Origin of the sequence: Pseudomonas sp. NPDC087358 (genome assembly GCF_044900785.1) — a bacterium.
Taxonomy (GTDB): Bacteria; Pseudomonadota; Gammaproteobacteria; order Pseudomonadales; family Pseudomonadaceae; genus Aquipseudomonas.
This window is the reverse complement of sequence record NZ_JBJDOA010000007.1, coordinates 121,934-145,444: the sequence shown is the minus strand read 5'-3', so window position 1 is coordinate 145,444 and position 23,511 is coordinate 121,934. Positions and strand designations below refer to the sequence as shown.

At 60.6% G+C, this 23,511-nt stretch carries 22 protein-coding genes; 9 read left to right on the top strand and 13 right to left on the bottom strand.

Annotated features, from left to right (window positions below):
- Positions 1 to 82: 82 nt before the first annotated feature.
- The 6 genes from ACI2KS_RS17785 to dadA form a co-directional block, all read right to left on the bottom strand.
- On the bottom strand, positions 83 to 2,008 hold the full coding sequence (locus tag ACI2KS_RS17785; RefSeq protein WP_404622297.1) for an acetyl-CoA hydrolase/transferase C-terminal domain-containing protein: 1,926 nt from the start codon (positions 2,006 to 2,008) through the stop codon (positions 83 to 85).
- A 253-nt stretch (positions 2,009 to 2,261) separates the two neighbouring features.
- Positions 2,262 to 2,684 (bottom strand): c-type cytochrome, encoded by a 423-nt coding sequence (locus ACI2KS_RS17780; RefSeq protein WP_404622296.1) that lies wholly within the window; start codon positions 2,682 to 2,684, stop codon positions 2,262 to 2,264.
- Positions 2,685 to 2,868: 184 nt separating this feature from the next.
- Positions 2,869 to 3,417, bottom strand: coding sequence for a cupin domain-containing protein (locus tag ACI2KS_RS17775; RefSeq protein ID WP_404622295.1), 549 nt, complete (start codon positions 3,415 to 3,417; stop codon positions 2,869 to 2,871).
- A 160-nt stretch (positions 3,418 to 3,577) separates the two neighbouring features.
- Positions 3,578 to 4,651: an alanine racemase gene (gene alr / locus ACI2KS_RS17770; RefSeq protein WP_404622294.1), complete on the bottom strand. Its 1,074-nt coding sequence runs from the start codon at positions 4,649 to 4,651 to the stop codon at positions 3,578 to 3,580.
- Positions 4,652 to 4,816: 165 nt separating this feature from the next.
- Positions 4,817 to 5,170 (bottom strand): RidA family protein, encoded by a 354-nt coding sequence (locus tag ACI2KS_RS17765; protein WP_404622293.1) that lies wholly within the window; start codon positions 5,168 to 5,170, stop codon positions 4,817 to 4,819.
- Positions 5,142 to 6,443 (bottom strand): D-amino acid dehydrogenase, encoded by a 1,302-nt coding sequence (gene dadA, locus ACI2KS_RS17760; protein ID WP_404622292.1) that lies wholly within the window; start codon positions 6,441 to 6,443, stop codon positions 5,142 to 5,144. Before dadA ends, ACI2KS_RS17765 begins: the two co-directional genes overlap by 29 nt.
- Before the next feature lie 155 nt (positions 6,444 to 6,598).
- Here dadA and dadR point away from each other — a divergent pair, with 155 nt between their 5' ends.
- Positions 6,599 to 7,087, top strand: a complete 489-nt coding sequence (dadR, locus tag ACI2KS_RS17755; protein ID WP_074754679.1) for a transcriptional regulator DadR — start codon at positions 6,599 to 6,601, stop codon at positions 7,085 to 7,087.
- 172 nt (positions 7,088 to 7,259) lie between these two features.
- Here dadR and ACI2KS_RS17750 read toward each other — a convergent pair whose 3' ends face one another.
- Together ACI2KS_RS17750 and ACI2KS_RS17745 are read right to left on the bottom strand one after the other, a co-directional pair.
- Complete coding sequence (locus ACI2KS_RS17750; protein WP_404622291.1) at positions 7,260 to 7,613, bottom strand: YkgJ family cysteine cluster protein; 354 nt, start codon at positions 7,611 to 7,613, stop codon at positions 7,260 to 7,262.
- Positions 7,614 to 7,715: 102 nt separating this feature from the next.
- Positions 7,716 to 7,949 carry a DUF1127 domain-containing protein gene (locus tag ACI2KS_RS17745; RefSeq protein WP_404622290.1) on the bottom strand — a complete coding sequence of 78 codons (234 nt, stop codon included), beginning with the start codon at positions 7,947 to 7,949 and terminating at the stop codon, positions 7,716 to 7,718.
- A gap of 176 nt (positions 7,950 to 8,125) precedes the next feature.
- Between ACI2KS_RS17745 and ACI2KS_RS17740 the strand changes: the two genes are divergently transcribed.
- Together ACI2KS_RS17740 and ACI2KS_RS17735 are read left to right on the top strand one after the other, a co-directional pair.
- Positions 8,126 to 9,553 carry a PLP-dependent aminotransferase family protein gene (locus ACI2KS_RS17740; protein WP_404622289.1) on the top strand — a complete coding sequence of 476 codons (1,428 nt, stop codon included), beginning with the start codon at positions 8,126 to 8,128 and terminating at the stop codon, positions 9,551 to 9,553.
- Positions 9,554 to 9,612: 59 nt separating this feature from the next.
- Complete coding sequence (locus ACI2KS_RS17735) at positions 9,613 to 11,196, top strand: phospholipase D family protein (RefSeq protein WP_404622503.1); 1,584 nt, start codon at positions 9,613 to 9,615, stop codon at positions 11,194 to 11,196.
- Here ACI2KS_RS17735 and ACI2KS_RS17730 read toward each other — a convergent pair.
- Positions 11,193 to 12,338 (bottom strand): MFS transporter, encoded by a 1,146-nt coding sequence (locus tag ACI2KS_RS17730; protein ID WP_404622288.1) that lies wholly within the window; start codon positions 12,336 to 12,338, stop codon positions 11,193 to 11,195. The genes ACI2KS_RS17735 and ACI2KS_RS17730 overlap by 4 nt on opposite strands.
- A 173-nt stretch (positions 12,339 to 12,511) precedes the next feature.
- On the bottom strand, positions 12,512 to 14,005 hold the full coding sequence (locus tag ACI2KS_RS17725) for an aldehyde dehydrogenase (protein WP_404622287.1): 1,494 nt from the start codon (positions 14,003 to 14,005) through the stop codon (positions 12,512 to 12,514).
- Positions 14,006 to 14,268: 263 nt separating this feature from the next.
- Between ACI2KS_RS17725 and ACI2KS_RS17720 the strand changes: the two genes are divergently transcribed.
- A complete protein-coding gene (locus tag ACI2KS_RS17720) occupies positions 14,269 to 14,631 on the top strand; it encodes a cupin domain-containing protein (RefSeq protein ID WP_404622286.1) in 363 nt (120 codons plus the stop codon).
- Positions 14,632 to 14,820: 189 nt separating this feature from the next.
- Here the strand turns inward: ACI2KS_RS17720 and rpmG are convergent, their stop codons facing one another.
- Complete coding sequence (gene rpmG, locus ACI2KS_RS17715) at positions 14,821 to 14,976, bottom strand: 50S ribosomal protein L33 (protein ID WP_010225867.1); 156 nt, start codon at positions 14,974 to 14,976, stop codon at positions 14,821 to 14,823.
- Positions 14,977 to 14,987: 11 nt separating this feature from the next.
- A complete protein-coding gene (gene rpmB, locus ACI2KS_RS17710) occupies positions 14,988 to 15,224 on the bottom strand; it encodes a 50S ribosomal protein L28 (protein ID WP_037016669.1) in 237 nt (78 codons plus the stop codon).
- Positions 15,225 to 15,587: 363 nt separating this feature from the next.
- Between rpmB and ACI2KS_RS17705 the strand changes: the two genes are divergently transcribed.
- Positions 15,588 to 17,177 carry an ABC transporter substrate-binding protein gene (locus tag ACI2KS_RS17705; protein ID WP_404622285.1) on the top strand — a complete coding sequence of 530 codons (1,590 nt, stop codon included), beginning with the start codon at positions 15,588 to 15,590 and terminating at the stop codon, positions 17,175 to 17,177.
- 193 nt (positions 17,178 to 17,370) lie between these two features.
- Here the strand turns inward: ACI2KS_RS17705 and radC are convergent, their stop codons facing one another.
- Positions 17,371 to 18,045, bottom strand: a complete 675-nt coding sequence (gene radC, locus ACI2KS_RS17700) for a DNA repair protein RadC (protein WP_404622284.1) — start codon at positions 18,043 to 18,045, stop codon at positions 17,371 to 17,373.
- 134 nt (positions 18,046 to 18,179) lie between these two features.
- On the opposite strand from radC, the gene coaBC reads away from it, so the two are divergent.
- The 4 genes from coaBC (at position 18,180) to argB (ending at position 23,485) form a co-directional block, all read left to right on the top strand.
- Complete coding sequence (gene coaBC, locus ACI2KS_RS17695) at positions 18,180 to 19,388, top strand: bifunctional phosphopantothenoylcysteine decarboxylase/phosphopantothenate--cysteine ligase CoaBC (protein WP_404622283.1); 1,209 nt, start codon at positions 18,180 to 18,182, stop codon at positions 19,386 to 19,388.
- A 6-nt stretch (positions 19,389 to 19,394) separates the two neighbouring features.
- Positions 19,395 to 19,850: a dUTP diphosphatase gene (dut, locus tag ACI2KS_RS17690; protein ID WP_404622282.1), complete on the top strand. Its 456-nt coding sequence runs from the start codon at positions 19,395 to 19,397 to the stop codon at positions 19,848 to 19,850.
- Between the two features lie 104 nt (positions 19,851 to 19,954).
- Positions 19,955 to 22,555: a phosphomannomutase/phosphoglucomutase gene (locus ACI2KS_RS17685; protein WP_404622502.1), complete on the top strand. Its 2,601-nt coding sequence runs from the start codon at positions 19,955 to 19,957 to the stop codon at positions 22,553 to 22,555.
- Positions 22,556 to 22,579: 24 nt separating this feature from the next.
- A complete protein-coding gene (gene argB, locus ACI2KS_RS17680) occupies positions 22,580 to 23,485 on the top strand; it encodes an acetylglutamate kinase (protein ID WP_404622281.1) in 906 nt (301 codons plus the stop codon).
- Positions 23,486 to 23,511: the final 26 nt, after the last annotated feature.

The following is a 23,511-nucleotide window of genomic DNA, read 5'->3' as shown; positions in this document are numbered from 1 at the left end:
CCCTTGAAACCGCCTGCGCCGGCAAGCCGTGCTGCTCCAGAAAATCAACATCGCCCTGCATCAGGGAGCAGGAAACGCCTCGTCAGGCCTGGGTAGCCTGCAACCCCGTCAACAACAGCCGCTGATACAACTCCTCACGCAAGCCTTGCGGCTGATCCAGCCCCATGCGTTGCAAATGCTCCGGGAACGCGCTCGGCTCGGGTGCTTCCAGCGTTGCCTTGCCCAATTCGATGATTTCAGTGAGCTTGAACTTGCTCTTGAGCCAGTTGAGTGCGCGCAGCAGATCACGTTCCGCTGCGGTGAAATCGCTGCCCAACGGGTACTCGATGAACAGCGAAGGGAACCGGTCGCCGATCTCCTTGAGCCGCTCAGGGGTGTTCTGGCTGAACAGCGGATCGAGGCGCAAACCCTTGGGCAGCTTGCCCGCCTTCTGCGCCTGCTCGAGCAGCGCGGGTTGAAAGCGCGAGTCGGTGATGTTGAGCAAGGCTTCGATGACGGCGGCGTCGGTCTTGCCGCGCAAATCAGCGATTCCGTATTCGGTGATGACAATATCGCGCAAGTGCCGGGGGATGGTGGTGTGACCGTACTCCCAGACGATATTGGAACTGACCTCTCCGCCCGACTCCCGCCAGCTGCGCAGGATCAGAATCGAACGCGCGCCCTCGAGGGCGTGGCCTTGGGCGACAAAGTTGTACTGTCCGCCGACTCCACTGACCACACGCCCATCGGCCAGCTGGTCTGACACCGCAGCGCCCAGCAGCGTGACGGTGAAGGCGCTGTTGATGAAGCGTGCATCTCGCCTCTGCAGACGCTTGAGGGTTTCATCGCCATACAGCTCGTTGATGTAGCTGATGGCCGTCATGTTGATCCGGGCCATCTGGCTCGGTGAGAACTCGCGCAAGCGCTCATAAAAGCTGCGAGGGCCGAGGAAAAAGCCGCCATGGATCAGCACGCCGTTGCCGTGAATCGACTCGTCCAGCGCACCGGCGTCGGCCAGTTTCTGAAGGTCGGGATCGGGATAGACCTTGCGCCGGATGATTCCCGCATCCAGCAGCACCAGCAGGCCATTGACGAGCATTTCGCTGCAGCCATACAAACCATTGGCGAACGGCAGCATGCCGCCTTCTGCTTCGATCAGCGGCTTCCAGGTGGAGATGCCGTCGAACTCGGACACGCATGCGCGATAGGTTTCGTTATCTGCCTGCCGCGCCAGCAAGGCGGCGGTCAGCGCGTCGCCCATCGAGCCGATGCCGATTTGCAACGTGCCGCCATCACGCACCAGGGTGCTGGCATACAGCCCGATGAAATGATCCTGTATACCAACCGGCATGTTTGGCGTGGAGAACAGCGTGCTGCGCTCCTGGTGCTCGATCAGCAGGTCGAAGTTATCGATATTCACTTCGGCATCGCCGGGCATGTATGGCAGATCGGCGTGAACGTGACCCAGCAACAGGATGCGTTCGCCCGCCGCACGGCGTTTTTCCAGCATCGGCAGCAGATCCAGAGTGATATCCGGGTTGCAGCTCAGACTCAGCGAGTCAGGACGCTGCGGGTCATGGGCCACCAACTGCGCGACGAGATTCAGGCCATTGGCGTTGATGTCCCGGGCCGCATGGCTGTAATTGCTGCTGACGTAATCCTGCTGCGCCTGGGGGCTGCCCAGCAGGCTGCCCGGCTGCATGAAAAACTGTTCGACCTGCACGTTCGCCGGCAGATTGCTCTTGTGCAGGTCCGCGAGAAAATCCAGCTCCGGGTAATCGCCAAATACGCGCTCCAGAAACGGCTCGAGAAACCGGGACTGTAAACCGTCTCCAGCGTCGGGACGCCCCAGGCAGAGGGCGGTGTAGATCGTCAGCTGCCGCTCAGGAAGGGTCTTGATGCGCGCATACAGCGCATTGGCGAATCGGTTGGGCTTACCCAATCCCAAGGGCATGCCCATGCGAATGTGCGCCGGCAACTCAGTCAGCACATGATCGACAGCTTGCTCGATCGAGCAGGAATGCGGCATCCGGCCTCTCCTGGTTTGTTATTCGATTGAGCTTGGACCGGGGAACAGAGGGAATTGCTGCAAAGCCGTCGAACTGCACTCGGCACGGTCCGCAGTCTGTCGTCGCTTCTGCCGCAGTCCGGCTTGCCAGCGGTGGCGAGCGTGAGGGCCAAACCACCGGCAAGCCTGACTGCTACAGGGGTTGGTCGCTTTTGCGTGGAAGGCCTGGGAGCCCGGCTGCGACCAGAATCAAAAGCGGCTGAGGGTGAGATCCCTACAAGCCGGACATCTTCTTGATTGCGCCCTTGAGCTCCTCATCCGAGCAATCGGCGCAGGTGCCCTTCGGTGGCATCGAGTTGATTCCGGTGATGGCCTTGGCCAGCAGGCCGTCGAGGCCGCCCTGCTCCTTGGCGCGCTTGCCCCAGTCGGCGCCGTCGCCGATCTTCGGCGAGCCCAGCAAGCCGGACCCGTGGCAGGCATTGCAGTGTTTGCCGATCACGTCATCAGGGGATTTGGCGCCGCCCGCACCGCCAGCCGTCGCGGCAACATCCATACCCGGACATTCCTTGCCCTGGACGCACACCTGCCCGACCGGCTCCAGGCGTTTGGCCAGGTCATCTTGAGTGGAGGCCTGAGCGGCGAACGCCCAGAAAGCGAGAAATGCGACTGCAGCCAGGATCTTATTAGTAAGGTTCACGCTTTCACCCTCATGGTGGCTATAACGCGCCCGCGGCCACGGTATCGGCAGGCAGCAAAAGTATAGCGGGTAGCCCGTTGGTCGTAACATCCCTGAACATGACAGGGTTATTGGCGCTTCGACCTTGTGCTTGGGGCCAGTCCATACCCCACCAGAGACTTACGGATGGGCTGGGGCTCGCTGATCAGAAATTCGCAGGCGTGGCAGCGCTGATAAGACGCGCCGGGACGTCGAACGGATTACGGAAGCGATGTGGTCGGGTGCTTTCGAAATAGTAGCTGTCGCCAGCCTCAAGCACATAAGTATCGAGCCCTACGACCAGTTCCAGGCGACCTTCGACCAGGATGCCGGTCTCCTCGCCTTCATGGACCAGCATTTCATCACCGGTGTCGGCGCCCGGCGGGTACACCTCGGAGAGAAACGCGATCGCGCGGCTCGGATGCGACTTGCCGACCAACTTCATGGTGACGGCGCCGTCCGAAATATCGATCAGCTCGCTGGCTTTGTAGACCACCTGGGTGGGATTTTCCGGCTCCAGCTCTTCGGAGAAGAACTCCACCATGGACATCGGTATGCCGCCCAGCACCTTGCGCAGGGAGCTGATCGAGGGGCTGACGCTGTTTTTTTCGATCATCGAAATGGTGCTGTTGGTCACGCCCGCTCGTTTGGCGAGTTCACGCTGGGACAGACCCTTGAGTTTACGAATGGATTGCAGTCGTTCACCGACGTCCAATGCTGGAGTCCTCCTGATAATCAACGGGGTTCAAGTGGTCGCCATCATCGCAACAGCGTTCAGTATTTACAACACTTGAACTTACAGCCAGATTAGCAAAAGGACTGGCGGCTGCCATGAGCCGCGCACAGGTCAGGTGGGGGACTTCGAGGGGAGGCTTTCAAGCCTCGGAATAGAGCCTTGGCACGCGCTTGAGGTTGCAGAAAATCTGATAAGGGATGGTCCCGGCACTGGCTGCGACGTCGCTGGCCAATACGTTTTTGCCCCACAATTCAACACGGCTGCCCAGGCCTGCGCCCGGCACGTTGCTCAGGTCGACGCACAGCATGTCCATCGACACACGCCCCAACAACTGGCTGCGATGGCCGTCGATCATCACCGGCGTACCGGTCGGCGCCTGACGCGGATAACCGTCGGCGTACCCCATGGCCACTACACCGATGCGCATATCGCGTTCGGCCACGAACGCGCCGCCATAGCCCACCGGCTCACCGGCTGGCAGTTCGCGCACGCAAATCACCCGGGACTCCAGGGTCATCACCGGTCGCAGGCGATCGGCGACCGATTGCGGCTGATCGAAAGGCGTCGCCCCATACAGCATGATGCCCGGCCGTACCCAGTCACTCGGCACGTTCGGCCAGCCCATCACGCCCGGAGAGTTGCGCAGGCTGACCTCGGCCGACAAGCCTTGGCGTGCCGACTGAAAGATCGCGACCTGTTCCTCGGTGCGCATGTTGACCAGCTCATCGGCCCGGGCGAAGTGACTCATCAGTACGATTTTCGCCACTTTGCCGCTTGCCAGCAGCCGCTGATACGCGCCCTGGTAGTCGGCTGGATGAACACCGACGCGGTGCATGCCCGAGTCCATCTTCAGCCAGATATTCAGCGGCTGGCTCACGCGGGTCTTTTCGATGGCGTCGAGCTGCCAGAGCGAGTGCACGACGCACCAGAAATCGTGCTCGACAATCAGCGCCAGCTCGTCAGCTTCAAAGAAGCCTTCAAGCAAAAGAATTGGCGCGGCGATGCCTGCCTGACGCAGTTCCAGCGCCTCTTCGATGCATGCCACCGCAAACCCGTCGGCTTCGCCTTCCAGCGCCTGTGCGATCCGCACCGCACCGTGCCCGTAAGCATCGGCCTTGATCACGGCAAGGGCCTTGGCACCTGTGGTTTGACGAGCCAATTGGTAGTTGTGACGCAGGGCGGAAAGATCGATGAGGGCGCGGGCTGGACGCATGGTGGGGGCTTCTTGATTGGAATTTTGGGTAACGATGATGTGTAGGTATGAGCTTGCTCGCGGTTGCCGGCTCTCTGATACCAATACGCCAACTGACATACCGCACCGCGAGCAAGCTCACGCCTGCAGGGGGCGCGCAGTTCGCGCCGCAAACGCGCCGAATACTTACGGCAGTGCAGCAGTCACCGAAAACTCGACCAGAATCTCCGGCTCGCACAGCTTGGCTTCGACCGTGGCGCGGGCCGGAGCGAAGCCTTTTGGCAACCACTTGTCCCAGACGCTGTTCATGCCCGCGAAGTGCGCATCGATGTCTTTAAGGTAAATGGTCACCGACAGAATGCGGCTCTTGTCGGTGCCGGCCAGGTCCAGCAGGCGCTCGATGTTGTTAAGCGTCTCGCGGGTCTGCTGCTCGATACCCGCCGCCATGTCGTCGCCCACTTGTCCGGCAAGGTAAACGGTGCCGTTGTGGACGACGAACTGGCTCATGCGCTCATTGGTGAGCTGGCGCTGGATTGACATGTTTTGCGATCTCCTTTGCACTTGCGTAGCGAGAAATATCAAGGCCTTCAGCGCTGATCTGTGGCTGTTTGCGGGCGATCAGATCGGCCAGCAGACGGCCGGAACCGCACGCCATGGTCCAGCCGAGGGTTCCATGGCCGGTATTGAGGAACAGGTTGCGGTACGGCGTGGCACCCACGATTGGCGTGCCGTCCGGCGTGGTGGGACGCAGCCCGGTCCAGAAACTCGCCTGAGCCAGGTCGCCGCCCTGAGGATAGAGATCGTTGACGATCATCTCCAGTGTTTCGCGCCGACGCGGATTGAGCGACAGGTCAAAACCGGCGATTTCAGCCATGCCACCCACGCGGATGCGGTTGTCGAAACGGGTGATCGCCACTTTGTAGGTTTCGTCGAGAATGGTCGAAGTCGGCGCCATCTCGGGGTTGGTGATCGGTACTGTCAGCGAATAACCCTTGAGCGGGTAAACCGGCGCCTTGATGCCCAGCGGCTTGAGCAATTGCGGCGAGTAACTGCCCAGCGCCAGCACGTAACGGTCAGCGGTTTCCAGCTTGCCATTGATGCGCAGGCCATTGATTCGGTCGCCAGCGAAATCGATTGATTCGATCGACTGGCCGAATCGGAATTCAACGCCTAACTTCACACACATCTCTGCCAGACGCGTCGTGAAGAGCTGGCAGTCGCCGGTCTGGTCGTTTGGCAGGCGCAAGGCGCCGCTGAGAATATTGCTGACGCTCGCCAGTGCCGGTTCAACGCGAGCAATCCCCTCGCGATCCAGCACCTCGTAAGGCACGCCAGCCTGTTCGAGTACAGCGATGTCCTTGGCGGCGTTGTCCAGCTGCTCTTGCGTGCGGAACAGCTGAGTGGTCCCCAGGCTGCGGCCTTCGTAGGCAATGCCGGTTTCGGCGCGCAATTCGTCGAGGCAGTCGCGGCTGTATTCGGACAGCCGAACCATGCGTTCCTTGTTCACTGCGTAGCGGTTTTGCGTGCAGTTGCGCAGCATCTGCGCCATCCACAGGTACTGACCGATGTCGGCGGTAGCCTTGATCGCCAGCGGCGCATGACGCTGCAACAACCACTTGATGGCCTTGAGCGGCACACCCGGCGCGGCCCACGGCGAGGCATAACCCGGCGAAACCTGGCCGGCGTTGGCGAAGCTGGTTTCCATGGCGGCAGCGGATTGGCGATCGACGACAGTCACTTCGAAGCCCGCACGCGCCAGATAATAAGCACTGGTGACACCGATTACGCCACTTCCCAGGACCAGAACGCGCATGTTGTTTTCCTCATCGCGGATATCCGCTGACGTTTTGAAGTTTTAAGCAAGGATGTGGGCAGTATATGAAGCGGCGAGCAGTGCTTTTCACTGTATAAGCACCTATATTTGGATTTAATTCTCGGCAACCAACGCTTTAGCAGAGGGGGGTTTCAATGCGCACCCAACATCAGTCCAAACGTGAGCTGGACAAGATTGATCGCAACATCCTGCGCATCCTGCAAAGCGACGGCAGAATCTCTTTCACCGAGCTGGGAGAGCGCGTGGGGCTGTCCACCACGCCATGTACGGAAAGGGTTCGCCGCCTGGAGCGCGAAGGCATCATCATGGGCTACAACGCCAGGCTCAATCCGCAGAACCTCAAGGCTAGTCTGTTGGTGTTCGTCGAGATCAGCCTGGACTACAAATCGGGGGATACTTTCGAGGAATTCCGCCGGGCGGTCCTGAAGCTGCCCCATGTGCTGGAGTGCCACCTGGTCTCGGGCGACTTCGATTATCTGGTCAAGGCGCGTATTTCGGAGATGGCTTCGTACCGCAAGCTGTTGGGGGACATCCTGCTCAAGCTGCCCCATGTGCGCGAATCAAAGAGCTATATCGTCATGGAAGAGGTGAAGGAAAGCCTGAACTTGCCGATTCCGGAGTGAGTAACCGCAGAGATGATCTGTAGGAGGGTGGCCTGTTCCACGATCGTGCGGGAAACGGCCGCGACACCCTTGCATGCGGTGCCTCAGACACGTCCAGAGGGTCCGGTCTTGCTGCCGCTTCGCGGCAGATCGCGGAACCAGCCACGCGCCTACGGGATTTCGATACCGGCTGTCAGACCAACACCTGTCGCGTCGATGCGATGTACTCATGCACCTGCTTCTCGACTTGCGGGTGAATCAACACTTCAGGGCGCCGGCCGTTTGGGCATGGCAAGGTGGGCGTTGTGCCGAACAATCGGCATATCAGCGGGCGTTCGTCGTAGACCGTGCAGCCATTTGGCCCCAAGTGAACGCAATTGAATTCGTTAAGCGCGGCCTCCTGCTCGGCAGCCGTCTTGCGCGGCAAACGTGCCATTTCTTCGGAGGACGTGGTCACCGGACCGCAGCAGTCATGACAGCCAGGCACGCACTCGAACGAAGGGATCTGCCGCCGCAGATCGCGGATTTTCTGGCCGTTGCAGCTCATCGCGTGAGTTTCCCCTGTGAAAGGCGCCAATTGTGCCCCAGCAGGTCCCGGGCGGGTAGATAAGCTGATGCACGCATCGGCTCACGCGACGTTCGGGCCGCTTCATTCTCTCCAGAACGGTTTAAGCCCTTCGCAACGCGCCTGCTCATAACTCAGGCCAATATCGCGCAACTGATCATCGGTCAGCCCCAAGAGCGCCCGACGCGTGCTGCGACGGTGCTCAAACAGCTCCCACAGGCTCAAGTCGCTGGGCGCACTGAAGCGCACCCGGACTTCCTGCTCGCGCAACAGTTCCTGTGCATACAGGGTCAATCGAACATCGCTCATGCCGCTCATTTGCAGACACCTCGTCATGGGTTTCAAGTGATCCCATGATGGGTCTGTATGGAAAACCATTACAGATCCAAAGAATTCTAATTTTTTGCATACAGATTCAATACATCGGTAGCTGAATGCTGTATTTTCGCCCGATCTGTATTGGTAAACCGTCGAAACGTGTGCGGGAGTACGCCATGACCCTCTATGTCAATCTTGCCGGCCTGCTTGGCACGCGCATCGAAAACGGCTTCTATCGGCCCGGCGACCGCTTGCCGTCGGTACGAGCGCTGAGCCTTGAGCACGGCGTCAGCCTGAGCACGGTGCAACAGGCGTACAGGTTGCTGGAAGACAATGGTCTGGCGTCGCCACGGCCCAAGTCGGGTTATTTCGTGCCCGCCGGTCGCAAGACACCTGCCCTGCCTGCGGTAGGACGTCCGGCGCAGCGACCTGTGGATATCTCCCAGTGGGACCAGGTACTGGAGTTGGCCCGCGCCATTCCCAGCCCCGATGTCGTGCAACTGGCGCGGGGCATGCCGGATATTTCCAGCCCGACCTTGCGCCCGCTGACCCAGGCGCTGGGCAAGATCAGCCGTCGGCAGGACATGCCCGGCCTGTATTACGACAACATCCACGGCACCCAATGCCTGCGCGATCAGATCTCCCGCCTGTTGTTGGACTCCGGCACCAGCATCGATCCGGGCGACTTGGTCATCACCACCGGCGCCCAGGAGGCGCTGGCGGTGAGCATCCGTTCGACCTGCCAGCCGGGCGATATCGTGGCAGTGGATTCGCCGAGCTTTCACGGCGCCATGCAGGCGCTCAAGGGCCTAGGCATGAAAGCGCTGGAAATCCCCACCGACCCGATCACCGGCATCAGCCTCGACGCATTGGAGCTGGCGCTCGAACAATGGCCGATCAAGGCCATACAGCTGACACCCAACTGCAACAACCCGCTGGGCTACATCATGCCCGAGGACCGCAAGCGCGCCCTGCTGACCCTTGCGCAGCGCTTCGATGTGCCGATCATCGAGGACGACGTGTATGGCGATCTTGCCTACACCTACCCTCGCCCGCGCACGATCAAATCCTTCGATGAAGACGGACGCGTCCTGCTTTGCAGCTCGTTTTCCAAGACCCTGGCCCCTGGCCTGCGCGTCGGCTGGGTGGCGCCGGGACGGTATCTGGATCGGGCGCTGCACATGAAATACATCAGCACCGGTTCCACAGCGACCCAGCCGCAGTTGGCGATTGCCGAGTTTCTGCAGGCCGGGCATTACGAGCCGCACATGCGCCGGATGCGCAGTCAGTACCAGCGCAGCCGCGATCTGATGACCGACTGGGTAACGCGCTATTTTCCCGAGGGCACACGGGTCAGTCGTCCCCAGGGGGGATTCATGCTGTGGGTCGAACTGCCGGAAGATTTCGACTCTTTGCGCCTGAATCGCGCGCTCGAAGGACAAGGCGTACAGATCGCGGTCGGCAACATTTTTTCTGCCTCAGGCAAGTACAGAAACTGCTTGCGGATGAATTTTGCTGCCAAACCTACCCCCAGGATCGAGGACGCCGTGCGCAAGGTCGGTGCCGCAGCTGCCCTGTTAATGGCCCAGGCCGAATCGGCCTGACATAACCTTTTGCAGAACATGCGGTCATATCGCCATGGTTTGACTTCTGGATGAGCGCGTTGACGAACAAATGGGCACTGCCCTTCTTTCTGGCTTTGGCCCTGGGCCTGGGCGGCTGCGCGCATACACCCGTGCCGGATGATGGGCCGAGCCAGGCGTTGCCAGCCGCCGATTCCCCGTTCGGTCGCTCGATCATGGCTCAGGCCGCGCCTCACGAGGGTCGTTCGGGGTTTCGCCTGCTGCCCAACAGCACCGAGGCTTTCATGGCTCGGGCCGAATTGATCCGTAACGCCAAGAGCAGCCTGGACCTGCAGTACTACATCGTCCATGACGGCCTGAGCACTCGGGCGCTGATCGATGAACTGCTCAAAGCCGCCGACCGGGGCGTGCGGGTGCGAATCCTGCTGGACGACACCACCAGTGACGGTCTGGATGAAGTCATCGCAACGCTGGCGGCGCATCCGAACATCCAGATTCGCCTTTTCAATCCGCTCAATCTGGGCCGCAGCACCGGCGCCACGCGGTCCCTGGGTCGGCTGTTCGACCTGTCATTGCAGCATCGGCGCATGCACAACAAGTTGTGGCTGGCCGACAGCGCGGTAGCGATTGTCGGCGGGCGCAATCTGGGTGACGAATACTTCGATGCCGAGCCAAACCTCAATTTCACCGATATCGACATGCTCAGCGTCGGACCGGTCGCCGAGCAACTGGGGCACAGTTTCGATCAGTACTGGAACAGCACGCTGAGCAAACCGGTCGACGACTTTCTTTACTGGCCGCCTGACACCAAAGATCTGGCCAAGGCCCGCGAGCGTCTGGCCGTTTCGCTCGAGCAAGCGCATGTCGAGAAAAAGGCTCTCTATGAGCGGCTGATGGCCTACAAGACCCAGCCGCGCATGAAAACCTGGCTCAACAAGCTGATCTGGGCGCACAACCAGGCGTTGTGGGATGCGCCCACCAAGGTACTGTCGCGTGGCGAACCCGATCCGCACCTGCTGCTGACCACCCAGCTAAGCCCGGATCTGCTGGGCGTTCATCAGGAACTGATGATGATCTCGGCCTACTTCGTCCCAGGGCCGCAGGGGCTGACCTACCTCACCGGCCTGGCTGACAAAGGCGTGTCGGTCAACCTGCTGACCAACTCTCTGGAGGCGACCGATGTGCCGGCGGTACACGGCGGGTATGCGCCGTATCGCAAGGCGTTGCTGGAACATGGAGTGAAGCTGTTCGAGCTGCGCCGCCAACCGGGCGACCCCAGCAATGCCAGGGGCAGCGGCCCCAGCTTTCTGCGCACCAAGACCTTGAAGGGCGGCTCCGAATCCAGCCTGCACAGCAAGGCCATGATTTTCGACCGGCAGAAAATCTTCGTTGGCTCGTTCAACTTCGATCCACGTTCAGTGCTGTGGAACACCGAAGTCGGCGTGCTGGTCGACAGCCCGGAGCTGACCGAGTACCTGCGTGAGCTGGCACTCCAGGGTATGGCGCCGGCGATCAGTTATCAGGCCAGGCTGGAGAATGACCGGGTGGTATGGGTGACAGAGGACAACGGCAGGATCCATACCCTGTACAAGGAACCAGGCGACTGGTGGCGCCGATTAAACGCTTGGTTCAGCAGCGCCGTCGGCCTTGAGCGGATGCTCTAGGCGGTCACCGGCTGGACGCCAAACGCCTTCGGGCGTTGCGACAGAATCACCAACCCCAACGCACCGGCCGCCATCAGCAACGGCAGCGCCTGCCCGCTTATCCACTGGCTGCCGGCACCCGCCGCCAACGGCCCGAGTAAACAGCCAATGCCCCACAGTTGCGCGACGTGGGCATTGGCGCGCACCAGCGCATCGTCTCGATAACGCTCGCCAATCAGAATCAGCGACAGCGTGAACAACCCGCCCGCACTGGCGCCAAACAGAACCCACAACGGCCAGATCGCGACGGTATCGACCAGCAACGGGATCGCCAGACTCGACAGCATCAGCGCCAGGGCACAGCCGGAGAACAGTCGACGCCGGGATACCTTGTCGGCCAGCGCGCCAATCGGCAGTTGCAGCAACGCGTCGCCCACGACCACGGTACTGACCATCGCCAAGGCGATTTCCGGGGTGAAGCCTTGTTGCAGGCAATACACCGGCAGCAGCGTCAGAATCATCGCTTCGAATCCAGCGAACAAGGCGATGGCCCACGCAATCGCAGGCAGCTTGCGACAGAAGCCGCCAAGATCGCGCAACGTCACATGACTCGACTCCGCGCTTGGCGCGCCGGTTCTGCCCAACAGCAGCAGCGGCGAGGTCGCGAGCAACGCGGTGCCTACCCAGAAACCGAAATCGCCCTCGGTCCCGATGACGCCCAGCAGCAGCGGCCCGCCCAGTTGGCTCAGGGCATAACAGCTGCCGTATAGGGCCACCAGCTTGCCGCGCAGATTTTCGGTGACCAACTGGTTGATCCAGCTCTCACCCAGGATGAAGACCATGGTCAGGATGACACCGAGCATCAGCCGCAGCACCAGCCAGATCCAGTAATCGGGGAGCAACGCCAGCAAGCCTACCGAGATCGAACCGCCCCACAGGCACAGTCGCATCACGTTGGCAGTGCCCAGTGCCGACGCCAGGCGGCTGGCCAGGCTGGCGCCAAGCAGCACCCCAATGGCCGGCATCGCTGCCATCACGCCAATGGCAAAGGCGCCGTACCCCCAGGCCTCCAGGCGCAACGATACCAGCGGCATGCTCACGCCCAGCGCCAGGCCCACGCTCAACACCGACGCAAGCACGGCAAAATAAGTACCCCAACGCATCACCACGCTCCTGTGGCTCAAAGGGATGAGACAAAACAGCCGGGCTCTTTGGGGAAACCCGGCTGTTCTTGAATTTGAATTCATTCCTCTGTCGCAGTCCGGCTTGCCGGCGGTGGCACCTTCAAGATCGCTACCGCCGGCGAGCCAGACTGCTACAGAGGTATTTCCAGCTCTTACAACTTGATCCAGGTCGCTTTCAGTTCGGTGTACTTGTCGAACGCATGCAGCGACTTGTCGCGACCGTTGCCCGATTGCTTGAAGCCGCCGAACGGGGCAGTCATGTCGCCACCATCGTACTGATTGACCCAGACGCTGCCTGCACGCAACGCACGGGCAGTCAGATGCGCCTTGGACAAATCAGCCGTCCACACCGCTGCCGCCAGGCCATACGGCGTGTCGTTGGCGATCTGTACCGCTTCTTCTGCGGTATCGAAGGTCAGCACCGACAGCACCGGACCGAAGATTTCTTCCTGAGCGATCTTCATGGCATTGGTCACGCCATCGAAAATCGTCGGCTCGACGTAGGTGCCGCCGGTCTCTTGCAGGATCCGCTTGCCGCCCGCGACCAGCTTGGCGCCGTCGGTATGCCCGGATTCGATGTAGGACAGCACGGTGTTCATCTGCTGGGTGTCCACCAGGGCGCCGACGGTGGTCACCGGGTCCAGCGGATTACCTGGTTTCCAGGCTTTGAGAGCCTCGATCACCATGGGCAGGAATTTGTCCTTGATCGAGCGCTCGACCAACAGACGCGAGCCCGCGGTGCAGACCTCACCCTGGTTGAAGGCGATGGCGCTGGCGGCGGATTCGGCCGCGGCCTGCAGATCCGGCGCGTCGGCAAAGACGATGTTCGGGCTCTTGCCGCCGGCTTCGAGCCAGACACGCTTCATGTTCGATTCGCCTGAGTAGATCAGCAGCTGCTTGGCGATTTTCGTCGAGCCGGTAAACACCGCGGTGTCGACGTCCATGTGCAGCGCCAGCGCCTTGCCGACCGTGTGACCATAGCCGGGCAGCACGTTGAGCACGCCTGCCGGAATGCCCGCCTGAATGGCCAACTGAGCGACACGAATGGCGGTCAGCGGCGATTTCTCGGAAGGCTTGAGGATGACCGAGTTACCGCTGGACAGCGCAGGGCCGAGTTTCCAGCTAGCCATCAGCAGCGGGAAGTTCCACGGCACGATCGCTGCGACAACACCGATAGGTTCGCGCGTCACCAGACCCAGTTGGTCATGGGGGGTAGGCGCGACTTCGTCATACAGCTTGTCGATCGCCTCACCACTCCAGCTCAACGCTTGCGCGGAGCCCGGAATGTCGATGCCGAAGGAGTCACTGATCGGCTTGCCCATGTCCAGGGTTTCGAGCAGCGCCAGTTCTTCGATGTTTTCCTTGATCAGCGCGGCGAAGCGAATCATCGCAGCCTTGCGCTTGACCGGTGCCAGTCGCGACCAGACGCCGGAGTTGAAGGTGCTACGCGCATTCTCGACCGCGCGCTGGGCATCGGCGGCATCGCAGCTGGCGACCTTGGCGAGGAACCGGCCGTCGACCGGGCTGATGCAATCGAAGCTGGCGCCGGAAGCGGCGTCGGTGTATTCACCATTGATGAAGGCACGGCCTTCGATCTTCAAATCCTGGGCGCGCTTTTCCCAGTCAGCATGAGTCAGGGTGGTCATCAAACGTCCTCCTCTTATGAATTGTGCGCTCTCTCGCGCTCATGAACCGTGCGTCAGGACAGCACCTGACAGGCTGTCAGATCGGCCAAAGGCATTCGTCACCCTAAACCAGCGCTAGAGGAATTTCCAATATATTGGACAAAAAGGGGTAAAACGACGCCAGATCGTGCATTTTATTCAACAGGTCCACATGCAACCCGGCACTGTCGCCGACCATTCACCTTCAACAACACACTTCCATTGCCGATTCAGGAGCCAGGAATATGGGTATCGAACGCGTCGTCGACTTCAGCGAAGCCACTACGCCAGCAGAGCGTTTCAAGCCTGCGGCGGAAAAGATCCTCAAGGGCGACCCTGGGCAGACGGTCTACAACCACTACAACAGCCCGTGCGGCCAGATGAGCGCGGGTGTGTGGGAAGGCGAAGTCGGCCGGTGGAAGGTCAATTACACCGAACATGAGTACTGCGAGATCGTGCAGGGGGTTTCGGTGCTGCGTGACGATGACGGCAATGCCAAGACACTGCGCGCAGGGGATCGCTTTGTGATTCCGGCGGGTTTTACAGGGACATGGGAAGTGCTGGAGGCGTGCCGCAAGATCTATGTGGTCTTCGAGCAGAAGGCCTGAGCACGCCCGTTCCCCTGTAGGAGTGAGCTTGCTCGCGAAAGCGGTGTGCCAGCCAACCGCTTGGACACTGACCCGCCGCGTGCGCCAGCAAGCCGGCTTCCACAACGGGGTGTGAGCGGCCCCGCAAAACCGATCGCCCACAAAAAAGCCCGCATCGCTGCGGGCTTTTTCGTAAGAGACAAAAATCAATTACTTGATTTTGGCTTCTTTGTAGATCACGTGCTTGCGAACAACCGGGTCGAATTTTTTAATTTCGATTTTGTCCGGAGTAGTGCGTTTGTTCTTGTCGGTGGTGTAGAAGTGGCCGGTGTTAGCGGTCGACACCAAACGGATCAATTCACGCATGATTCTCTCCCTTAAACCTTAGCGCCAGCACGGCGGATTTCGGCCAGAACGACCGTAATGCCACGCTTGTCGATGATGCGCATGCCTTTGGCAGATACGCGCAGACGTACGAAGCGTTTCTCTTCTTCAACCCAGAAGCGGTGATGCTGCAGGTTTGGCAGGAAACGACGACGGGTTTTGTTGTTTGCGTGGGAAATGTTATTCCCAGTCACCGGACCCTTACCGGTAACTTGACATACTCTCGACATGCCTCAGCCCTCTAAAACCACATGCCCAACCCGGCATGGGTTGGCCGCTTAATCTCTCAGTCATTTGGCGCCAGGCGCCGCGTTTCTTCAGGGGTCTTACCGGCCACACCTGCGGTGAAGGCAGCGGGCCCCTAGAAAAGAGCGCTGCTTTATACCAGAAAGGCCGGGATGCAACAACAGAAACGACGACTTACCTGAAATAAAGCCAAGGCTTGAAGGCTGACAACGCCAGCGCTCAAGGGCTCGATGGGAAATATACCACTCGTCGCGCCAGATCGATTGTCCTGCGCTTATGCATGGTCTAGGGTTACTCCCTCTCCAGACTGCGCCGGCAGATGGGCTATCTCTGAAAGGAAAATCGCCATGCGCCTAGCTGTTTTACCCTTTTTGCTCGCGACTCTAGCCGTGCCATTGACGGTGCAAGCCGCTACCAGCCTGAGCGTTTGCACGGAAGCCAGCCCCGAAGGCTTTGACGTGGTGCAATATAACTCGCTGACCACCACCAACGCCTCGGCCGACGTGCTGATGAACCGCCTGGTCGATTACGACGCACAGACCGGCAAGCTGGTCGCCAGTCTGGCAGAAAGCTGGAGCGTCTGGCCGGACGGCCTGACGTATGACTTCAAATTGCGCTCAGGGGTGAAATTCCATCACACCGAGTACTTCACCCCGACCCGCGACTTCAATGCCCAGGACGTTGTGTTCAGCTTCCAGCGCATGCTCGATCCGGCCAACCCGTGGAACAAGGTCGCCGTGCAGGGCTTCCCGCATGCTCAATCGATGCAGTGGCCGTCACTGATCAAAAATGTCGAAGCACCCGACCCCGGCACAGTGCGCATCACGCTGGATCATCCGGATGCGACCTTCCTTGCCACACTCAGCATGGGCTTCGCCTCCATTTACTCGGCTGAATACACCGCGCAGCTGATGAAAGCCGGCACCCCGGAGAAGCTCAACAGCCAGCCGATCGGCACCGGGCCGTTTGTGTTCAAGCGCTTCCAGAAGGATTCGGTGGTCCGCTACCAGGCCAACCCGGATTATTTTGCCGGCAAACCGGCCGTCGACACGCTGATCTATGCAATCACCCCGGACGCCAACGTCCGACTGCAACGCATCAAGCAGAACGAATGCCAGGTGGCTCTGTCACCCAAGCCGCTGGACGTAGTCGAAGCGGCCAAGGATTCGAATCTTAAAGTCGAAAAGACTGACGCGTTCATGACCGCGTTCCTGGCGATCAACAGCCAGCACCCGCCGCTGGACAAACCGGAAGTTCGCCAGGCGATCAACCTCGCATTCGACAAGGACACCTACCTCAAGGCGGTGTTCGAAGGCTCGGCGCGCGCGGCAAACGGTCCATATCCGCCTAATACCTGGGGTTACGCCAGCGACCTGCCTGGCTACAAGCATGATGTGGCCAAGGCCAAGGCGCTGCTCGCCAAGGCCGGCCTGAAAGACGGTTTCAAGACCACGATCTGGACCCGCCCTACCGGCAGCCTGCTCAACCCGAACCCAAGTGCCGGTGCGCAATTGCTGCAAAACGACCTCGCTGCTGTCGGTATCAAGGCCGAGATCAAGGTCATCGAATGGGGCGAATTGATCCGCCGCGCCAAGACGGGCGAGCACGACTTGCTGTTCATGGGCTGGGCCGGTGACAACGGCGATCCGGATAACTTCCTGACGCCACAATTCTCCTGCGCGGCGGTCAAGTCCGGCACCAACTTCGCCCGCTACTGCGACGAAGGCCTGGACAAGCTGATCAGCCAGGGTAAAGCGGTTACCGATCAGGGCCAGCGCAGCAAGCTCTACCACCAGGCACAGGAGCAGATTCAGAAACAAGCCTTGTGGCTGCCACTGGCGCACCCGACCGCCTTCGCCCTGACCCGCGGGAACGTGCTGGGCTACAGCGTCAGCCCGTTCGGACGGCAGGACTTCTCCAGGGTGATGTTGAAGTAACTGCTTTATGCAGAACGTGCTCCTGGCCGGAGGGCGTGGGAGCTCGGCTTGCCATCAAACCCGCCTAACCCGGCTAACGCGCTGTATCTGACAGGTCGCGGGCGGCGGGTTTTACTGCCGGTGCCCGGCAGCGCGGGGCAGGTCCGCTCCTACAGCTTCGGGCAGAGCTCTCCTGCCTTTGCATGGGCAACCCCTACATCAACCCGTGCTCCACCATCGACAACGGGTCGCCATCGCCGATGATCACGTGATCAAGCACCACCACGTCGACTATCGCCAGGGCATTCTTGAGGTGCTGGGTAAGCTCAATGTCAGCTTGACTGGCATCGCTGACGCCAGAAGGGTGGTTATGGCACAGGATGACCCCGGCGGCGTTATTGGCCAGCGCCCGCTTGACCACCTGCCGGGCATGCACGTGAGCGACGTTGATCGAACCCTGAAACAGCGCCTCGAAGCCCTGTACCCGGTTCTTGCTGTCCAGAAACAGGCAACCGAACACCTCGTGCGGCTCATGGCGCAGCATCGCCTTGAGATAACCGCGGACCTGGGCCGGGCTTCTGAGCACCGAGCCGCGCTTGAGGCCTTCGCCCATATGCCGCCGGGCCATCTCCATGACGGCCTGCAACTGCGCATATTTGGCGGGGCCAAGGCCCAGTTCATGGCTGAATGCCGCAAGGTTGGCATCCAGCAGCGCACGCAGGCTGCCGAACTGACTCAGTAGGTGGCGCGCCAGATCGACAGCGCTCTTTCCGGAAACGCCTGTGCGCAAGAAAATGGCGAGCAATTCGGCATCCGAAAGACTCGACGCTCCTCGCTCAAGCAGCTTCTCCCGCGGTCGCTCGGCCAATGGCCAATCACGAATACTCATAGCACCTCCCTGTATGTGGGCGCCGCTGTTCCCGTGCGGTCGCTGTGCTATCTTAGCCATCTTTTTTACGCGACAGTCAGGCCTGGGGAGGCGTCATGATTGCCGCGTGTTAACTCGACCAAAAAGGCAGGCCTATGCAGCGGCTGTATCGGAAACGCATCGTTCTCGGCGTCGGCGGTGGCATCGCGGCCTACAAAAGTGCCGAGCTGGTGCGCCGGTTGCGCGACCACGGGGCCGAAGTGCGCGTGGTCATGACCAAGGGCGGTGCCGAATTCATCACCCCCCTGACCATGCAGGCGCTGTCCGGGCACCCGGTCCATCTGGACCTGCTGGACCCGGCCGCCGAAGCGGCGATGGGGCATATCGAGCTTGCCAAATGGGCCGACATGGTCCTGATCGCCCCCGCGACCGCCGACCTGATGGCGCGTCTGGCGCAAGGCATTGCCAACGATCTGCTGACCACCGTGGTGCTGGCAACTGACGCCATCATTGCAGTCGCCCCGGCCATGAATCAGGCCATGTGGCGTGACCCCTCGGTGCAGGCCAATCTGCAGCTCCTTGAACAACGCGGCATGCGCATGTTCGGTCCGGCCAGCGGCAGTCAGGCCTGCGGCGACGTGGGCTACGGCCGTATGCTCGAACCCAACGACCTGGCCCAGTCCGCTGCCGATTGTTTTCAGCGCCTGACGCTGACCGGCAAACACGTACTGATCACTGCCGGGCCGACCCAGGAAAACATAGATCCGGTGCGCTACATCACCAACCACAGCTCCGGAAAAATGGGCTTCGCCCTGGCAGAGGCCGCCGCAGAGGCAGGCGCCCGTGTCACGTTGATCACCGGCCCGGTCAATTTACCGACTCCTGATCGCGTGTCGCGCATTGACGTGGTCAGCGCCCGCGACATGCTCGCTGCCTGTGAGGCCGGCATGCCCTGCGATCTCTTCATCGCCTCCGCAGCGGTTGCGGACTACCGCCCGGAAGTCGTCGCGCCACAAAAACTGAAGAAAGACCCTACTAGTGGTGACGGTCTGCTGCTGCAGATGGTCCGCAACCCGGACATTCTCGCCACCATCGCCCAACGCCCGGATCGCCCTTTCAGTGTCGGTTTCGCCGCAGAAACCGAACACCTCCTCGATTACGCCGCACGCAAGCTCAAGGACAAGAACCTCGACCTGATCGTCGCCAACGATGTCGCCAATCCCAGCATTGGCTTCAATAGCGCAGAAAACGCGTGCAGCGTGATCGACCGAGCGTTGCAAGAAACGCTCTTCGCCCAGACCAGCAAGGCCAAGATTGCCCGCCAGCTGGTGACTTTTATTGCCGACCGTATGAATCAGGTTTAATCACGCATGCATGCTCTACAAGCCAAAATCCTCGACCCTCGCATTGGCGGCGAATTCCCGCTTCCGGCCTACGCCACCACCGGTTCCGCCGGTCTGGACCTGCGTGCCATGCTCAAAGAGGAAACGCTGCTCGAGCCCGGTCAGACCCTATTGATTCCCACCGGCCTGTCGATATATATCGCAGACCCGGGCCTGGCTGCATTGATCCTTCCGCGCTCCGGGCTGGGCCATAAGCACGGCATCGTGCTGGGTAATCTGGTCGGCCTGATCGACTCCGATTATCAGGGCGAGCTGATGGTGTCCTGCTGGAACCGTGGCCAGACGGCTTTCAAGATTTCCGTCGGGGAACGCATCGCCCAGCTGGTTTTGGTGCCGGTGGTCCAGGCGCACTTCGAAGTGGTCCAGGAGTTTGACGAGAGTCAGCGCGGCGCAGGTGGTTTCGGTCACTCCGGCAGCCATTGATCCGTACAGCCCACCTTGGTCAGCCTGTTGCCAGTGCCCGAACCGGGCTCGCACGATGCAAAAAATAAAACCGTCCCCCGATGATCGAGCAGGGAGTGTCAAGTTTGAAAGGCATCAAGCGCACAGCCAAGGCGAGCACTCGCCAGGAAAAGACTGACGCAGCGGGCAAGGACTCAAACTTGAGTCTGGCGAGTCCGGGCCTTCTTCCTTCGCTCATCGGCTTGATCGCCGCGGCCGTTCTGGTCTGGCTGGGCCTTCTCGCCCAGCCTCAGCAGAAAGACCAGCTGATCCAGGCCTGGGGAAGCGCGCAGGCTGGCGCGGTCGGCAAGGCGTTGCGCCAGATCAATGCAGACACCCAGGCGGCCGCCATGGACGCCTCATTGGCTCAAGCCCTGCAGAGCAACAACCCCGCGCTGGTCGAGACCGCCCAGAACCAACTGCACTACCGCGACGGGGTACTTGGCGCACGCCTGAATCCGATCGGCTTCAACAGTGTCGACACTCAGGGCGCATTGCCCGTCAGTTTCGCCACGCTGGACATGCTCGCCAAAGCCGGCAAGGGCGAGTCACCGCCGCCGGAAGCACGCAAAGTCGGCGATCGGTGGGTGATTTACAGTGTCGCGGCCCTGCGAGCCGCGCCTGACGCTCCGATCACTGGCACCTTGCTGCTGGCCTTCAATCTTCAACGCCTCACCAGCGCTGTCCCGGAAACCCCGGCCGATGTCGGGCAGATCGTTCTCAGCCAACAATTCGGCAACTCACCCGCGCAGAGCTTTCTGACACGAGGACAGGCCGATTCCACCCGCGCCGTCGACTTCCCGACCGGATATCCGAACTGGAAACTGACATTCACCGCGGGCCCGGCCCTGCAGACATCACCACCATCACTGATGCTGCTGCTCGCCGCCCTGGTGGCGATTGGCAGTGTGCTGTTGGGGCTGTATCTGAACGAAAGCGCGCTCAAGCGTCGAGTCGCTGCCGATGCCCGACAGCTGGAGCAGCTGCTGCAAGAACTATCGGGTGGCAAGGCCGTCAAAGCGTTCGGCTTGAGCATGCCGGCCCTGAACGGACTGGCGCAGAGCCTGGCGCGGTTTTCATTACGCAATCAGCCTGCGGCAGCCGTCACAGTGGCGAGCAGCGCCTCAACGGCCGCAACAGGTTCTTCAATGACCGGCACCGCCACATTCGCGTCGCTCGACTCAGCTGAACCGGCGCTGACCGACCCGCTGTTCCAAGACACCGACATCCTCGACATCGACTTGCTCGATGATTCACCGGACTTCCTGCAGTCGGAGCAATCCCACGCAATGAGCAGCACCGTATCCATTGCCCCCGAATTTCCAGACACCATCTTCCGTGCCTATGACATCCGCGGCATCGTCGGCGAGACCCTGAGCGCCGAAACCGCCTACTGGATCGGCCGGGCCATCGGTGCGCAAAGCCTGGCGCAGGGCGAAGCCAATGTATCCGTTGGCCGCGACGGACGGCTGTCCGGCCCTCAGCTGGTCGCCCAGTTGATCAAAGGCCTGTATGACAGCGGCTGCCACGTCAGCGACATCGGCCTGGTTCCCACCCCCGCCCTGTACTACGCCGCCAATGTGCTGGCGGGCAGGACTGGGGTGATGCTGACCGGCAGCCACAATCCCAAGGACTACAACGGCTTCAAGATTGTCATCGCCGGCGACACCCTGGCGAACGAACAGATTCAGGCGTTGCACGAACGCATCAAGCGCAACAACCTGCCGCCTGGAAGAGGCAGCGTGACCAAGGTCGATATTCTCGATCTGTATGCAGGGCAAATCACCAATGATGTGGTGCTGGCTCGCCGCCTAAAGGTAGTGATCGACTGTGGCAACGGCGCTGCAGCTGTCATCGCCCCACAACTGATCGCAGCCCTGAATTGCGAAGTCATCCCCCTGTTCTGCGAGGTTGATGGTAACTTCCCCAACCATCACCCCGATCCGGGCAAACTGGAAAACCTTCAGGACCTGATCGCCAAGGTCAGGGAAACCGGTGCCGACCTGGGCCTGGCGTTCGACGGCGACGGCGATCGTGTCGGTGTCGTCACCAACGCGGGCAGCGTCGTATACCCGGACCGCTTGTTGATGCTGTTCGCCCGCGATGTGGTCAAGCGCAATCCGGGCGCGGACGTCATTTTCGACGTCAAGTGCACGCGCCGGCTGATCCCGCTGATCCAGGAATATGGCGGCCGCCCGGTAATGTGGAAGACGGGGCATTCGTTGATCAAGAAGAAGATGAAGGAAAGCGGCGCGCTGCTGGCTGGCGAGATGAGCGGCCATATCTTCTTCAAGGAACGCTGGTTCGGTTTTGACGACGGTATCTACAGCGCCGCGCGCCTGCTTGAGATTCTCAGCCAGGAAAAACTCAGCGCCGAAGAACTGTTCCAGACCTTCCCGAACGATCTGTCGACACCGGAAATCAACATCAAGGTGACCGAGACCAGCAAATTCAGCATCATCCAGGCGCTGGAGCGGGATGCGCAGTGGGGGAATGCCAACCTGACGAATATCGACGGCGTGCGCGTCGATTATCCAAAGGGCTGGGGTCTGGTCCGCGCCTCCAATACCACGCCGGTACTGGTGTTGCGCTTCGAAGCCGAGACCGAGGCCGAGCTGCAACGGATCAAGGACGTGTTCCACACCCAGCTGAAAAACGTAGCACCGGATCTAGAACTTCCTTTTTGATCAAACTTTTTGAGTGGAGCCCAAATGACCCTCGAACGTGATGCCGCAGCCAATGCCGCCAAGGTCCTTTCCGAAGCGTTGCCTTACATCCGACGCTTCGTCGGCAAGACGCTGGTGATCAAGTACGGCGGCAACGCCATGGAGAGCGAAGAGCTGAAAACCGGCTTCGCGCGCGACATCGTGCTGATGAAGGCAGTGGGCATCAACCCGGTGGTCGTTCACGGCGGCGGTCCGCAGATTGGCGATTTGCTCAAGCGCCTGTCCATCGAAAGTCATTTCATCGACGGCATGCGCGTCACCGATGCCCAGACCATGGACGTTGTGGAGATGGTCCTGGGCGGCCAGGTCAACAAGGACATCGTCAACCTGATCAACCGTCACGGCGGCAGCGCAATCGGCCTGACCGGTAAAGACGCGCAGCTGATCCGTGCGAAAAAGATGAACGTAACCCGTCAGACACCTGAGATGACCAAGCCGGAAATCATCGACATTGGTCATGTTGGCGAAGTCGTCGGTATCAATACCGATCTGCTGAACATGCTGGTCAAAGGCGACTTCATTCCAGTCATCGCGCCGATTGGCGTGGGTGCCGACGGCGAGTCCTACAACATCAATGCCGACCTGGTCGCAGGCAAGGTTGCTGAAGCACTGAAGGCCGAAAAGCTGATGTTGCTGACCAACATCGCCGGGCTGATGGACAAGGAAGGCAAGGTACTGACCGGCCTGACCACCGAGCAGGTCAACGCGCTGATCGCCGATGGCACCATCTACGGCGGGATGCTTCCCAAGATCCGCTGTGCACTGGAAGCGGTACAGGGCGGCGTGACCACCTCGCACATCATCGACGGCCGGGTTCCCAATGCAGTGCTGCTGGAAATCTTCACCGACACTGGCGTAGGCACGCTGATCAGCAACCGCAAGCGTCACTGATCGCGGCATCGCCAGCAAAAAGGCCC

Coding starts and splice junctions, on each gene's coding strand:
- ACI2KS_RS17785 (WP_404622297.1), bottom strand. CDS start 2,008: ATGCCGCATTCCTGCTCGATCGAGCAAGCTGTCGATCATGTGCTGACT.
- alr (WP_404622294.1), bottom strand. CDS start 4,651: ATGCGTCCAGCCCGCGCCCTCATCGATCTTTCCGCCCTGCGTCACAAC.
- ACI2KS_RS17765 (WP_404622293.1), bottom strand. CDS start 5,170: ATGTCAATCCAGCGCCAGCTCACCAATGAGCGCATGAGCCAGTTCGTC.
- dadA (WP_404622292.1), bottom strand. CDS start 6,443: ATGCGCGTTCTGGTCCTGGGAAGTGGCGTAATCGGTGTCACCAGTGCT.
- dadR (WP_074754679.1), top strand. CDS start 6,599: ATGCGCACCCAACATCAGTCCAAACGTGAGCTGGACAAGATTGATCGC.
- ACI2KS_RS17750 (WP_404622291.1), bottom strand. CDS start 7,613: ATGAGCTGCAACGGCCAGAAAATCCGCGATCTGCGGCGGCAGATCCCT.
- ACI2KS_RS17745 (WP_404622290.1), bottom strand. CDS start 7,949: ATGAGCGGCATGAGCGATGTTCGATTGACCCTGTATGCACAGGAACTG.
- ACI2KS_RS17740 (WP_404622289.1), top strand. CDS start 8,126: ATGACCCTCTATGTCAATCTTGCCGGCCTGCTTGGCACGCGCATCGAA.
- ACI2KS_RS17730 (WP_404622288.1), bottom strand. CDS start 12,338: ATGCGTTGGGGTACTTATTTTGCCGTGCTTGCGTCGGTGTTGAGCGTG.
- ACI2KS_RS17725 (WP_404622287.1), bottom strand. CDS start 14,005: ATGACCACCCTGACTCATGCTGACTGGGAAAAGCGCGCCCAGGATTTG.
- ACI2KS_RS17720 (WP_404622286.1), top strand. CDS start 14,269: ATGGGTATCGAACGCGTCGTCGACTTCAGCGAAGCCACTACGCCAGCA.
- rpmG (WP_010225867.1), bottom strand. CDS start 14,976: ATGCGTGAATTGATCCGTTTGGTGTCGACCGCTAACACCGGCCACTTC.
- rpmB (WP_037016669.1), bottom strand. CDS start 15,224: ATGTCGAGAGTATGTCAAGTTACCGGTAAGGGTCCGGTGACTGGGAAT.
- ACI2KS_RS17705 (WP_404622285.1), top strand. CDS start 15,588: ATGCGCCTAGCTGTTTTACCCTTTTTGCTCGCGACTCTAGCCGTGCCA.
- radC (WP_404622284.1), bottom strand. CDS start 18,045: ATGAGTATTCGTGATTGGCCATTGGCCGAGCGACCGCGGGAGAAGCTG.
- coaBC (WP_404622283.1), top strand. CDS start 18,180: ATGCAGCGGCTGTATCGGAAACGCATCGTTCTCGGCGTCGGCGGTGGC.
- dut (WP_404622282.1), top strand. CDS start 19,395: ATGCATGCTCTACAAGCCAAAATCCTCGACCCTCGCATTGGCGGCGAA.
- argB (WP_404622281.1), top strand. CDS start 22,580: ATGACCCTCGAACGTGATGCCGCAGCCAATGCCGCCAAGGTCCTTTCC.